Raw genomic sequence first — 12,472 nt, forward strand, 5'->3', positions numbered from 1 at the left:
GCCAAGATCCGCTGGCGCATCGAGCACGACTACCGCGAACTCAAACACGGCCTCGGCCTGGACCACTTCGAGGGCCGCTCCTGGACCGGCTGGCATCACCACGTCACCCTGGTCACCGCCGCCCACGCATTCCTCACCGAACAGCGCCTGGCCCCAAAAGCCGATACAGCGGACTCACCCTCTACCAGATCCTCGACACCATCCAAGACCTGCTGAACTGCTGGACCGGCACCTGCGCCACCTGCCACCGCCCCCTGCCCAGAGCATCCACCACCAGCCCAAACTCAAGAGCCAGAGCAACCTAACGGAGTCCTACTAGTGAGCGGGGTGAAAACAAGAGCCAGCACTCCGCCGAGCAGCCCCGCACCGATCACCGTCAGGGCAGCCAACCGTGTCCGCTTCCACAACATGCGTCGTTTCTACCGGACGCAGCCCGAGGCCTGCACGCTGCCCGGGGCACCAGGAGCTTGTAAACATTGAGGCCTGAGGTGTGAGTCGCTCGTGGAGCGGTCCAGTGGACTCGAAGTCCCGACGCGCGGCGAGGTTGACGGTGCAACCGAAGTGCTGGTCCTCACGCGGTTGTTCTGCCTCCCCCGTTGCCTAGTTTTGGAGGGTAGCTTCTGAAGATCGTCATACTGATTGGTCACTGCATTTCGTCGCCGGGATCCTCGGCAAGGTGTCCGTGGTGCCGGTACACCATTTCGTCGGGATGCCGTGTCACCCGTGCGAGCCGCCAGGCCGCGTCGTAGGACATGCGGCGTGGTTCTTGAGCACGTAACCGCAGGGCCAGGAGGCTGGTTGCCGGGTCGAGCAGCCAGCGCAGGGCAGTCAGCTTCATCGCTCTGCGTTCGTCCCGGCGAGGGGGCCGGGCGTGCCCCTGTCGCCACCGCTGTCAGGTGAGTCGGTGGTGGCCGGGTCGTCCGATGCAGGCCAGGGGGCATCGGTCCATCCCATCTGTTCTGCGACGGTGCGCACAGTGGTGGTGAAACGTGCGTGCTGTCCGGGGTCGCGGCCCAGTTTCTCCCAGACGTACAGGACGGTTCGGGCGATGCGTTCGGCTTTGGACTGGATGTCGTCCGCTGCGCCGACCAACGGGAGGATCTTCTCGGTGAAGGCGTTCCAGTCGAGGGTGTCCAGCTGGTCCAGGTGGCGTTCGAGCCACCACATCCGTGTGGTGTCCGGGGTGTCGAAGACTGCGTGTCGGAACAGGTTGCGACGTTCCTGCTCCTGTTCGAGCTGAAGTGTCACGTCACGCAGGGCGTCCTGGAACCTCTGTGCGCGGGCTGCGTCCTGCTCGGTGAGCATGAGCGTGATGCGTGCTTTCAGCCAGAGTCCCGGGGTGTCCTTGGTGGTGTGCCAGTGGGCAGCCGCGAGGGTGACGTTTTCCTGTGCAGCATCAAGCTGTTCGGGACGGTGATCTTGAGTGATGCCGCGTCCGAGTTTGTCCAGGGCAAGTCGTGCTGCGGCTCGGGCGGAGGCGGTGCCGTTGGCTCTGGTGTGGGCGGGGGCCTGGTAGGTGAGGGTTCCGCGGGCGGAGAAGCGGATGCCGGGCAGAGAGGTTGGCCACTGCGACCGGATCCGACAGCGCCGCCTGTTCCACCAGGGGGCGGGTCCTTGGCTCAAGGAGACGATTCCTCCTTGGACGCCTGGTAGCGGGTGGCTGCCTGTACCAGGACCTCCGTCCAGAACGGATGAATGGCCGCTTCCTCCGTCACCATGAGGCGGTCCAGACGGGGGCGCAGGCTCGGTGGGGTGAAGATGTCGGCGAGCACGTCCAGCAGGCGTTCCCTGCGCTCGGGGTCGTCCTCGAAACGCTGGTGCCAATGCTTCAGTTGCAAGAGGGCCACGTCCACGGCGTCATCGGTGAGCAGCAGCTTCTGCCATGCGTGGACGATGTGCAGTCGGGTCTCGGGGCTGTTCGTGTCCAGGATCAGGCCTGTTCCCTCACCGCTGGAGATGAGGGCCAGGAAGGCACCGAGGGTCTGACGGCGCAGGTTCGCATCCCCCTGGCGGCGTTCCATATCGCTGAGCCATTGACCGAGGGCCTTGTGTACCTCCGCCGGCCTGTGCACCGTCAACTCGCGAAAGGCGTTGGCCAAGGTGACGGAGCCGTAGTCGGCGCGGCCTGCGGCCTTGCCCAGCCGCGTCAGGGCGAGCGCCGGATGCTCAATGCCCCAGGTGCCGCCGCAGATCTCGATGACGAGCTCGACTTTGGCTTCGGACGGGTTCCTGGCATCCATCCACGTACGCAGACGGTCCCTGACGTAGCGGCCGAGTTCGGCGTCGTCGGCGGCTTCGGTCAGTGCCTCCACGGCCAGCCAGCGTCGGGCGCCGACGAGGTCGTCGGCCAGGCCGTCAAGGATGGTCCGCTCGTGGCGGTCCACCGCAAGGCGCAGCAGGGCCTCGGTGACCAGGCGGGCATCTTCTTCCGGAATGATCCGGTCCGCGGCAATGCCGGTGGCCCAGGAGCGAAGCAACTCGTGCTGGGTGGGGAACTCATCCCACAGGTGGCGCAGGATGGCCGAGGGCAGGCCGTCCTTCTTCGCGTCGTGGAAGGCCAGATTCCCGTTGCTGGTGATTTCCGCGGCAGTCAACCGACTTGTGGTCGTGGCGTCCGTCAGGACGTTGGCCGGGGTGCGGGCAAGCCCCAGTCGGGTCAGGAGGTCGTCGGCTGCCCTGATGACGGAACTGCGCTGCCCTCCGTGCAGCAGAGCACCGGCCCAGACGGTGACCCGGATGGACAGCAGTTGCGTGTCGCTCTGATTTGTCCGGTCTTTGCGAAGGAGCCTTTCGACGTCCGTGTGCCAGTCGCCGAACTCGGTGATGATTGCCTGGATCTGCTCGGCATCGGTTGCCTGGATGAGTTTGCCGGCCAGGCGCCACGCCGCGCGCGCGGATGGATTGGCCTCCCAGATGCCTGTGAAGGCGGTTTCGTTCAGCCATGTCACACGCTCGCCTCGGTGGTGGGCGGTGAGTTCCGCCGTCACGAGTGCCTTCGCGTCGGGTGATTCCAGGCGGACAGTGAACGGCAATGTGGGTTCGGCCCAGTGGCCGAACCAGTCTGCGGGGGTGGCCAGGATGACGAGGAAGGAGCCCTTCTTGCGGAGGTCTTCCCCGTGACGGACGAAGTCACTGCCCAGTTGTTCCTCGGGTTCCTCGGGGAGATCGGAGAGATCGAGGACGTATCCGGCCGCACTGTCTTTCGGCAGTGGCTGCACCGACGGTTTGGACCACTCCGGGTCGAGTTCGAACAGGGCCAGAGGACTGCTTGTCACGGTGCGCAGTAGGCGTACGGCGGCCGTGCGGCGGCCGGTGCCTGGTGGTGCGCACAAGACGACGATGCCGTATTCGTCCAAGTGCTTGGAGGCGGCTGCCCAGGGTTCCGCGGTCCGCGGTGGAACAAACCGGCCCTCCTGGCTCGCCTTGTAGGCCGGGTCGGTCTCGGTGATGGGGACGGGGATGACCTGCTCGCCGTTCAGGTGCAGGTTGTAGGCTTGAATGCCCTGTTCCCCGTAGTGACTGAAGTTCACCGGGCCGGGCTGTGGCTGCCCGCTCGGATTGCCGTCCTGCGGCTGGAGCGGCGCTTGTGCAGGCTCGTGGGGCTCGGCGGGCCTGGGCGGCGCGGTGGGCCCGATGCCGGCCTGCGGTTCCGTCGCGTGGTCGGTCATTGCTGCCCCCGTCCCGCGCCGAAGTGGTTGTAGGCCTGGACGCCGTCGGTGCCGTGGTGGGTGAAGTTCACGGTTCCCGGCGCAGAGGCAGCTGCCAGGGGCGGCGGTGCGGACGCCGAGGCCTCAGGCTGGTCCGCGACCGGTTCCGCGGCATCGACCGGCTCGAAGATGTCAGGATCCGCGAGGGCCCAGTCGAAGCCGGGGATGTGGACGAACGCCGGCTGCCGGAACTTCTTCACCTTCACCAGGTGCCGGACGAACTGGGCGGACAGGGCGTCACCGTTGAGGCATCCGCTGTCGAAGACGTCTTCGTACACCCGCTGCGAAATGATCACTGCGGTGTTGGTGATTTCCGGGTTCGCGCGGTTCAGTACCGCCCGGAGTGTGTCATCGTCCAGCAGCCGGTGGGTGTGCACCATCGGCCTGCCGAGCCCGCTGTGCGGCAGCGGGCCGACGTGGATGCTGACCCTCAGCTGCAGGAGCACATCTCCTGGTGCCTCGGCGCGGCGGCGCGAGAGAGCGTTGCGCAGTGCGTCGGGGAAGCAGCCCACCAGTGCGGGCAGAACTTCCGGGTCCATGCCGGCGACGTATCCGTCGCCGGTGTGCTGGCCGAACATCCGTCGCTCCCAGTGAGCACTGACGTTGCTGGCGCTGAGCGCCTGCGCCAGCAGGGGCGGGATATCGACGTTCACCCGCTGCATGCTCTTGCTGTCCAGCGCACTGAAGTTCCGGGCGTCCACGGCCAGGACGGCCCGGTAGGGCCACAACGGCTCCCAGGACGGCAACATGTGCCGCTCCTCTCTCACGTGACGTGTGTGTCGCCGCGCAAATCGCGGCGAACGCCACCCTCGTGGAGAGCCGAAAACGCAATAGTCCAGCGTTGGACGGTACGGGGGTGCGGTGAGTCACATCGCGGGGGTGGCATCCTTGCGGCTCTTGCCGCCGGGCGGCTCCTCGCCCCGGGCGACCGCTCTGAGACGGTCCACATCTGTGATGATTAGGCGCCGACGGCCGAGTGCGAGGATGCCGGCGGCCTGAAGCTCGCCCAGGGCTGCAAGTGCGGACGAGCGTCGCATCGCCGCCATCGTGGCGAGCTCTGCACGGGGCATGCCCAGTTCTACCAGCGTGCCGGTCGTCCCCTGGGAGTGGCCGACTTCGTCCGCGAGGTGACTTACCACCCGGGCCACACGGGCGAGGGTAGGCAGGTGAACCAGGTCAGCCCGTAAGCGTTCGTGGCTGTTGAGCCGTTCGACGGTCAGTTGGTAGATGACCGTCTCCAGACGGTGGCGTTCCACGTAGCCACGGAAGGCATGAGCGGGCAGTACGACTCCGGTACACCGGCGTGCCGCCCTGACGGTGGCCGAGCGGGGGCGGCCGAGCAAGGCGCCCATTTCCCCCAGGACTTCGCCCGGCCCACGCAGCATCAGAGTCAACTCGTCGCCGCATTCATTGCTCTGCGCGACCTTCACCAGACCGTCGACCAGTGCGATCACGCAGTCGGGCGACTCGCCCTGGGCGAGGAGCACGGCGTTGGACGGATAGGTCCGCCGCCGTCCTCGGTCGATCAAGTCACGCCATACGTCGGCGGATACCAGGGAGCGGAAGTTCATCACAGTGCCCTCCCGGTGCGTCATGCGACCACGGTCGCCAGGCCGAAGGCGGCGCAGCCCGCGACCGCCAATATCAGCGACCACTGCACCCGGCGGTGCTTGTTCCAGGCGATCTCGCTCATCACCACCACTTGCCGGGACAGCGACGGCAGGGGATCTTTGTCCCGCAGCGCCGCTTCCAGCACTGCCGGGTCCAGGTGCCGGACGTGCCCGAAGTACAGGAAGTCGTCGCTCATCTCTGGCCCCCGTCGCTCCTTACGGAGGTTGGGTGAGATCGCCCAAGCCGCGCAGCTGACTCCGGCCACCATGAGCAGGACCCCGACCCACAACAACAGCCGTGGCACAGGGGAGTCGAGATCACCTACCGCTCGCTTGGAAGTCGCAAGCAGCCCCAAGACAGCCAACGCCGTGGACTGCATCGTCAGGGCGAACGACGCCTTCGCATCAGCCTTGGCCGTCCAATCTGCAACAGCTGCTTGAATACGCCACGCGGTCTCAGTCGGCTCATCCGCCATTCAGCCGTCCCCCTAGCTGCCGACCGGGCGTTCATCCGCCGGTCCTCGGGCTGAAGTCTGAGCACAGCAAGGGGGCGGAAAACCTGCTTGTCGCTCTATGGCCGAGAATGAGCATTTGCCGGAGCGGAGTGCGAAGCCAGGTCCTGGCGCGCGACTTCGAGCTGGATCCGGCTCAGGCTGTCCACCCTCCGGAGGCGCCAAGACTTGACAGCACAAGGGCAGGGCGGCAACCCGACCAGTTCGGAAGGTGGGGGTTCCGACCCCGCTAAGCCGGATCCGGCAGTGGCTCGCCGTTCACCGTTCCGTGCGAGTTAGGACCGCACGACCCGCAGGGCAGGCCCTGAACCGGAGCTGTCGCGTGTTGTGTAGCGTCCGGCCAACCTCAGCGGGGCGCCTGGCACGTCGCTCTCGTCCCAGCCCAGGAAGTTCGCGATGGCGGGGGAGCGAACGAGGGATTCGTACAGTTCCGCCGCCGTCGCGCGGTTGTCGCCGTAGGCCCAGAAACTCCGGGAGCCCTCGTGGCTGTACATGATGTTGTACGACAAGTCGATGCCGTAGAAGAGCCGGCTGGTGTCGTCAGGGTGCTCGAAGAGGGCGAGCTGAGCCCAGAACATCGATGCCCCGAGGTGGTCGAAGGCAACGCTCTCCGCGAGTAGGGGCTGACTGCTCCCAATGAACGCGTCCCGCACGCGATACCGCTCGTCGGAGCAACCGTCGCACTCACAGTCCGGGTCGGTGCAGGGGCGTTCACAGATGATGTCCGGGAAGTCGTCCTCAGTGACATCGTCCAGGACATAGCAGTCGATGGGCGGCGAGGAGAGTGGGAGCGGCACGCTACCGTCGTCACGGCCGTCGTCGGCGACGACCCAGGTCTCGGACATAGGGCGATTGTGCCAGTGCCGACCGGGAAGCGGCCAGGTCTGAGTGCGGCGAGGCCATGGTGCCCGATCATGACGTGCGGGAATCCGATGGAGCGCCGGAACGTCGGCAACGTAGATCTTCTAAGAACCGCGCCTGGCGGCAGGATTTCCTAGATGTTCTACGAAGGTCGTATTTGCGAGCCTGGTCGAGATCACCTCGTAGGCGCCCTTGATCAGTGCGGGGGCGGCTCGGGAGATGCGAGCCGCCCCCGTTACTACGCGTTCCGCCAGAACTGTGCGATGTAGCGCTCGACTCCGTGCACCACACCGTGCTGGGTCTGCGCAGCTGCCGCCTCACGACCGGCGCACACCACTCGCACCGTCCAGACGCCCGGCCCGTCCGACAACTCGATCACCTCTGGCATCGGTCCCGCAGCCATCCCTCTGGCGCGCGACTTGCCCGAAGAACAAACGATGCCGGCCAGAGCTGCCTCGTCCCACTCTCCGGCCGGCACTGCAGGTTCCCCGTCCCAGATCTCCACCGTCAGGGACGCGGTGTGGGTGTGCCCGGCACTGTAGAAATCAAGGCGCCCAGGGTGAGCGGCGAGGAAAGTGCCGCTCTCGGAACCCTCAGGGAACAACACAGGAACCTGCGTGTCGTCGAAGTCCTGCAAGGCCCATCCATTGTAGTCCACATTCACCGGATACCCCTGGCGCCTGATCAGGCTGGCCACATCACCCACCCCATGTCGTCGTCTGGTGCGAGGGGCTCTATCATCGTCGATCTTCGGCCGCGAAATCACTGCGGAACCAGCCTTTGCACGGCGAGGCGGCGGTAGCTGCACAGGCAAGACCTGGGCTTCGGCGCTCTGCGATAGACCATGCAGGTGGCTTGACTCAGTCATTGAGACTCCTCGTGATCGATGCGGGCCAGGGACCAGGATGTTGTCGGCGGCGACGCTCCAGTCGGCAGCGACGCGGGCCTGACTGCCGGTCAGGAGGGCGGTCACGGCGCTCGGGTGAGTGGGGTGGGTGTCGAGGCGGACGTGGGCGTCGATGGCGGGAGTCACGTGGGGGTCTCGTCTCTTCTGCCGTGCCCGGGCCTTGGGGTCCGGCCACCGGTGTACGCGGGGGGCTATCGGGGTGCTCGTGTGGACCGGGCGGCGTGCGCGACCGTGGTGGTCGGCGGGCCGGCGCGGGTGGTGGGCGCCGGTCGCCGCTGCTGTGGCGGGGTGGCTCCGGTGGCGTGCTGCCAGCGGGTGCGGGCGGCGGCGATGTCGGCGAGGGCTCGGCGGGCGCCGACGACGAGTTGGAAGGGGGTGTTCGCCGGGTCGCCGACGTATGCCTCGATGCGTCGGCCGGTTTGCTCGGCCGTGGCCAGGAGGGAGCGCTGCAGGGCGCGCTCGCCCCAGTGCTCGACGGATCCGGCCGGTTCGGCCAGCATGCGGAGGACCTCGCCTGGTTCAATGCCGTCGTCCAGCAGGCCGCGCTGCTGGGCGTCCCACAGGACGGTGACGGGGTCGACGGGCTCGTGGCGGCGGGCAAGGCCGGTCAGGCACTGCCACAGGCCGGCGTGCAGCGGCAGGGTGAGGTCGTCGGGGAGCAGCCACCGGACGGCTTCGATGTCGGAGGGGTAGGCCGTTGCGGTGGCGAGCAGCATCTGCTCCTCCTCGACGGCCTCTGCGGGGTCGGGCGCGGCGGGCGGCGGCGGTGCCGTGGTGCGGGGCAGCACGCCTGCGCGCGGCGGGAAGCGGTTGGCGATGTCGTCCACGACCGCGGCGAGCGCATCGGCCTCGGCGAGAACCGTCTGGACGGGGTGCGGGAGGGAGACGTCGTGGACGGTGTGGACGAGGCGTTCGGCGGCCGTCAGCAGGCGGCGGCGGGCATGCTCCGCCTCGACCATCCGGGCGTAGGCGGGGGCGTGGCTGGGCCAGGGGCAGACCTGGACGAGGGTGTGCAGGTAGGAGGCGGTGAGTCCGCGCGCCTGCTCCCGGCCTGTGGCGAGCACGCGGTCGAGCCACTTGGTGTTCCTCGCGTGCTCGGCGGGGTCGGGCGGCGGCAGGGTGGTGATCGCGGCGTACAAGGCGGCGTGCGCGGCGGTGGAGAACGAGTCGGCGGCGATGCCGGTCACGTTGCTGAGACGGTGCGGATCGAGGAGGAGGGCGCCGAGGAGGGCCTGCTCCACGTGGAACACCGGCTGGGGCGGTGCGATGGCGTCGAGGTCGTCTTCGTCGGGCGCGGGGGCGTGGGGCATCAGGCGGCGAGGGTGAAGTCGTCGGGGTCGAGGGTGACGCCGAGGTGTGGGGCGAGGAGGTGGCCGGCGAGCAGCGGGGGCACGGCGTTGCCGATCTGGGAGAACTGCTGGCCCTTGTTGCCGGCCCAGGGATAGTCGGCGGGGAAGGTCTGCAGGATGCCTGCCTCGCGGGCGGTGATCCGGGTCGGCTCGGGAACCGCCGGTGCGTCGACATCCGTGGTCGGCGGTGAGGCGGGCTCGGCGATCCAAGTGCACTCGTTCGCGCGGTGCCCGAAGAACAGCGTGCCAGCCGGCTCGGACAGTGGACGGACGGTGGCGTTTGCCTGGTTGTTGCTGCGTAGGGACCAGGACCAGCGGTGGGCCTCGGCGGTGAACGTCGGCGTCGGAGCGTCGGCGGCCCGGTTCTCGCGGGTGCCGTGCCGGGCCGCCCATCCGGCGCCTTCGCGGCGGGACCGCAGGGCCACCCCGTCCGGCCGGGGCATCCAGGTGCCGCGCTCGCGGGCGTCGGACAGGGTCTTGCGAGAGCCCGACGGGAACGGTTCGGGGCCACCGCCGGGTCCGCCGCCCGCGCAGCCGGTGGGGACGGGCCGGTCGGTCGCGCCCCATCCCAGAGCTTCGGCCATGCTGACCCAGCGGGCGCGGCCCGGACCGAACAGCGATTCGGGCTCGGCGAGTTGGGAGTGCGTGGGCGCGGGCGGCTGCGCCGTGCGTACGCGGGAGGCCAGGAGTATCGCCCGTTTCCTGGTCTGCGGGACGCCGAAGTCGGCCGCGTTGAGGATCCCGTACCAGACGGAGAACCCCCACCCGCGCAGGACGGCCGCGTACTGCTTCCACAAGGGCAGGACGTGCGGCACTTCCTCCATGGCGACCCAGTCGGGCTCGCCGACCGTGTTCAGGGCGTACAGATAGCGCATCGGCTCGGCTGCGAGCAGGGAGCGCTCGTCGCGGCATGCGGCGAGGAGGCGTTCGCGGGTGTCGCGTCCGGCGGCCAGGTCCTCTACCGCCGCGTGCACCAGAGGCTGGTCGAGCAGGCCGAGGCGTTTGCCGGCCATGCTCCACGCCTGGCACGGAGGGGAAACGATCATTCCGCGGGTGCGGCCGATGAAGGGCCAGGTCGGATACATGGCCACGTCGGTGCGGATCGTCAACTGCCCAGTCGCAGCCCGGGTCTTGCACGCCCACTCGTCCCATTCCAGCCCGATGTCGCGCACGCCGAGGACGTGCAGCGCCCTGCTCCAGCCGCCCGGCCCCGCGAAGAGGTCGAGTATCACGTGGCCAGCCCCAAGTCGGACTGTGTCGGCGCGTGCTTCGCCACGGCGCGAGCGGTGATCGCCTGCGACGCGCGGGCGGACGCCGCGGACAGCTCCTCCGCGCCGGGCTCCCGGTACCACGGCCGGAGGTCGAGCATGGCGGCGCGCATGCCGGTGGCGAAGCAGAGCGCGGTTCCCTTGGGCAGGGCGCGGATCGCGTCGGCGGGCAAGATCCGCTCCTGCCGCATCGACACCGACGTGCTCTTTCCGGACTCTGAGTGCGAGGTGGACGTGGTCTCCACGTCGTGGTCACCGATCAGGCGGCTGAGCTTGTCCGCGAAGTCCGGGTCGTCAATACCGCTGCCGATCACCTTGACAGTCGAGGCGGACCACATGGCGTCCATGCCCGCGTCTCCCCAGACCTTCTGGCCCTGGCGGTAAGACTGCAGGATCGTGATCGGGATGATCCCGCGGCTGCCGAGGTGGGAGTACAGGTCTGGCAAGTCGCTGATCTTGCACACGTTGGCGGCCTCGTCGAGGATCGCCAGCATGGGCGGATCCAGGCGCCCGCCGGCACGTTCGGCCTGCGCGGTCGCGGCCCGCATCACCGAGTCCGCGCACGCGGCGATCAGCGCCGAGGCTCCGCCGCCGCCGTCCTTGCTGAGCAGGAACAGTGTGTCGGTGGACGTGACGAACTGCTCCGGCCGGAATTCCGGGACGTCCTTCTGCGGCGTCACCCACGCGGCGATTTCCGCGTTCAAGAGCGCGGAGGCGTACTGCCGGGCGGTCTCGTAGATACCGTCTCGAGTCTCGGGCGGTCCCTCGACGGTGCCCTTGAGCTGAGCGGCGACGGCGGCGAAGTCGTGGTCGCGCAGGATGTCCAGCGGAGTGCGGTCGGCGGGGAAGGCGAGCCACTGCATGATGTCGGTGATGGGCCGCTCGTCGAGCGCCGCGGCCAGGAGCAGCTGGGACAGGATGTTGCTGCCGGCCTTCGACCAGAAGTCGCCCTGCTGCGAGGCGTCCACCGAGGCGGCGAGGAAGTGTCCGGCGAGCCGGTTCGCCCCGTCCAAGGTGGTCGCGCTGGCGAGAGGGTTCCACCACATCTCGCGGGCGGCATGCGCGATCTGCTGTGGATCCATGGTCCACACCGCCCCCATCCGGGCCCTCGCCTCGTAGGCGGTGGTGAAGGCGTCGCCGGCGGCCTTGTTCGACGTCAGCAGGACCGGGCCGGGTGCGCCGAGCATGGACGGGATGGCGAGCGAGGTGGTCTTGCCGGACCGGGGCGCCATGATCGCGACGGCGACGTCCTCGAACCCCATCCGTACTTCGTGGCGGCTGCCCTGCAGGTTGCCGAGAAGGATGCCGGTGTCCTTCGCGTCGATGTGCTTGCTGTCCTTCAGGCTGGGGCGCAGGGAGCGGGCTTTGTCGGTGATCGCTTTGGCCATCAGCGGCTCAATGTCCCGGGCCTTGGCCATGTCGTTGATCTTCTTCCGGCCGCCGCTTCGGTTCTTGTGCCGGGCCCACAGGACGCCAGCCCCTGCCCCGAGAGCGAGGAGCAGGAGAACGGGGACGATGCGGGCACCGATCAGCAGGGACGTTTCTCCTGCGTCGGGCCAGACCTGCTCGGGGTGGAGCAGGGCGTTGGTCGGCTGGTAGGGGGCCCAGCTGGTGCCGGTGAGGTAGGCGGTGATGTTGCCGGACAGCCAGGCCAGGTGGGACAGGGGGACGACGACGGCGAGCACCCCGAGGAGGAGGCGCAGGACGAGGTCGTATCCGTCGGTGTTGCTGCTGGAGGAGGAAGGGGGCAAGGGCTATGTGCTTCCGGGCGGGGAGGGAGGGTTAGCGGCTGCGGCCGTGCCTGGGTGGCGCTGGAGGCCCTCGGCGTAGTGGTGTGCCGGGCAGCGAGGGAGTGAACGCGGTCTTCCAGCGCGCCGGCGAGGTACACGGCGAGCACGTCGGTCGTCCGGCGGATGACGACGTTTGGGTCGAGGGTCGGCAGACTGCGCCCGCTGTCGGTACGGCGCAGGGGCTTCAGATCGCCGAGCGCGGCGGTGAGCGCGGCGACAAGGTGTGGCGGAGTGTGCGCACCGAAGCGGGCCTGCCACACCTTCTGGTGCATGCCGAGGGTGACCGTGGCGAACCAGGCTTCCGGGTCAACCGGTGTTCCCAGCCGCTCGACGTACGCCGTCTTGTCGGGGGAAGCAAGGCCGGGGGGGGGCCCGACGGGGGGCAGCCCGCCGGCCGGCGCGCGCCGGACGGGTCGCAACGCGCGGGAGCGGGGGGGGGCGGGGGGGGGGGGGGGGGGGGGGCGGGGT

The 12,472-nt window shown here is 68.6% G+C and carries 11 protein-coding genes and 2 pseudogenes (1 of these 13 cut by a window edge); 1 reads left to right on the top strand and 12 read right to left on the bottom strand.

Annotation, left to right across the window (positions count from 1 at the left end; translation table 11 throughout):
- A pseudogene (locus tag ACFY9S_RS32025) lies at positions 1-216 on the top strand (IS701 family transposase); the annotation flags it as partial.
- Between the two features lie 427 nt (positions 217-643).
- Here the strand turns inward: ACFY9S_RS32025 and ACFY9S_RS32030 are convergent.
- The 12 genes and pseudogenes from ACFY9S_RS32030 to ACFY9S_RS32085 all read right to left on the bottom strand — a co-directional run.
- Positions 644-838, bottom strand: coding sequence for a hypothetical protein (locus ACFY9S_RS32030; protein WP_362238446.1), 195 nt, complete (start codon positions 836-838; stop codon positions 644-646).
- Positions 835-1,623 carry a hypothetical protein gene (locus tag ACFY9S_RS32035; RefSeq protein WP_391135348.1) on the bottom strand — a complete coding sequence of 263 codons (789 nt, stop codon included), beginning with the start codon at positions 1,621-1,623 and terminating at the stop codon, positions 835-837. Before ACFY9S_RS32035 ends, ACFY9S_RS32030 begins: the two co-directional genes overlap by 4 nt.
- Positions 1,620-3,668 carry a hypothetical protein gene (locus ACFY9S_RS32040; RefSeq protein ID WP_391135351.1) on the bottom strand — a complete coding sequence of 683 codons (2,049 nt, stop codon included), beginning with the start codon at positions 3,666-3,668 and terminating at the stop codon, positions 1,620-1,622. Before ACFY9S_RS32040 ends, ACFY9S_RS32035 begins: the two co-directional genes overlap by 4 nt.
- Complete coding sequence (locus tag ACFY9S_RS32045; protein WP_391135354.1) at positions 3,665-4,456, bottom strand: hypothetical protein; 792 nt, start codon at positions 4,454-4,456, stop codon at positions 3,665-3,667. The genes ACFY9S_RS32040 and ACFY9S_RS32045 overlap by 4 nt, the downstream gene beginning before the upstream one ends.
- Before the next feature lie 117 nt (positions 4,457-4,573).
- Positions 4,574-5,302 (bottom strand): cyclic nucleotide-binding domain-containing protein, encoded by a 729-nt coding sequence (locus ACFY9S_RS32050; RefSeq protein ID WP_391135357.1) that lies wholly within the window; start codon positions 5,300-5,302, stop codon positions 4,574-4,576.
- A complete protein-coding gene (locus tag ACFY9S_RS32055) occupies positions 5,299-5,793 on the bottom strand; it encodes a Pycsar system effector family protein (RefSeq protein ID WP_362238460.1) in 495 nt (164 codons plus the stop codon). The genes ACFY9S_RS32050 and ACFY9S_RS32055 overlap by 4 nt, the downstream gene beginning before the upstream one ends.
- Before the next feature lie 311 nt (positions 5,794-6,104).
- Positions 6,105-6,674: a hypothetical protein gene (locus ACFY9S_RS32060; protein ID WP_391135360.1), complete on the bottom strand. Its 570-nt coding sequence runs from the start codon at positions 6,672-6,674 to the stop codon at positions 6,105-6,107.
- Between the two features lie 254 nt (positions 6,675-6,928).
- Positions 6,929-7,387, bottom strand: coding sequence for a hypothetical protein (locus ACFY9S_RS32065; protein WP_391135363.1), 459 nt, complete (start codon positions 7,385-7,387; stop codon positions 6,929-6,931).
- Positions 7,388-7,788: 401 nt separating this feature from the next.
- Positions 7,789-8,907, bottom strand: coding sequence for a DnaB-like helicase N-terminal domain-containing protein (locus ACFY9S_RS32070; protein WP_391135366.1), 1,119 nt, complete (start codon positions 8,905-8,907; stop codon positions 7,789-7,791).
- On the bottom strand, positions 8,907-10,178 hold the full coding sequence (locus tag ACFY9S_RS32075; RefSeq protein WP_391135369.1) for a DNA cytosine methyltransferase: 1,272 nt from the start codon (positions 10,176-10,178) through the stop codon (positions 8,907-8,909). The genes ACFY9S_RS32070 and ACFY9S_RS32075 overlap by 1 nt, the downstream gene beginning before the upstream one ends.
- Positions 10,175-11,965 carry a TraM recognition domain-containing protein gene (locus tag ACFY9S_RS32080; RefSeq protein ID WP_391135372.1) on the bottom strand — a complete coding sequence of 597 codons (1,791 nt, stop codon included), beginning with the start codon at positions 11,963-11,965 and terminating at the stop codon, positions 10,175-10,177. The genes ACFY9S_RS32075 and ACFY9S_RS32080 overlap by 4 nt, the downstream gene beginning before the upstream one ends.
- A gap of 278 nt (positions 11,966-12,243) precedes the next feature.
- A pseudogene (locus tag ACFY9S_RS32085) lies at positions 12,244-12,472 on the bottom strand (hypothetical protein); its annotated part runs 41 nt beyond the window's last position; the annotation flags it as partial.

It is taken from the genome of Streptomyces sp. NPDC012474, from assembly GCF_042955185.1.
GTDB lineage: Bacteria > Actinomycetota > Actinomycetes > Streptomycetales > Streptomycetaceae > Streptomyces > Streptomyces cahuitamycinicus.

Bases quoted from the DNA above. Each gene is read 5' to 3' on its own strand.
- ACFY9S_RS32030 (WP_362238446.1), bottom strand. From the start codon at position 838: ATGAAGCTGACTGCCCTGCGCTGGCTGCTCGACCCGGCAACCAGCCTC.
- ACFY9S_RS32040 (WP_391135351.1), bottom strand. From the start codon at position 3,668: ATGACCGACCACGCGACGGAACCGCAGGCCGGCATCGGGCCCACCGCG.
- ACFY9S_RS32045 (WP_391135354.1), bottom strand. From the start codon at position 4,456: ATGTTGCCGTCCTGGGAGCCGTTGTGGCCCTACCGGGCCGTCCTGGCC.
- ACFY9S_RS32050 (WP_391135357.1), bottom strand. From the start codon at position 5,302: ATGACGCACCGGGAGGGCACTGTGATGAACTTCCGCTCCCTGGTATCC.
- ACFY9S_RS32055 (WP_362238460.1), bottom strand. From the start codon at position 5,793: ATGGCGGATGAGCCGACTGAGACCGCGTGGCGTATTCAAGCAGCTGTT.
- ACFY9S_RS32060 (WP_391135360.1), bottom strand. From the start codon at position 6,674: ATGTCCGAGACCTGGGTCGTCGCCGACGACGGCCGTGACGACGGTAGC.
- ACFY9S_RS32070 (WP_391135366.1), bottom strand. From the start codon at position 8,907: ATGCCCCACGCCCCCGCGCCCGACGAAGACGACCTCGACGCCATCGCA.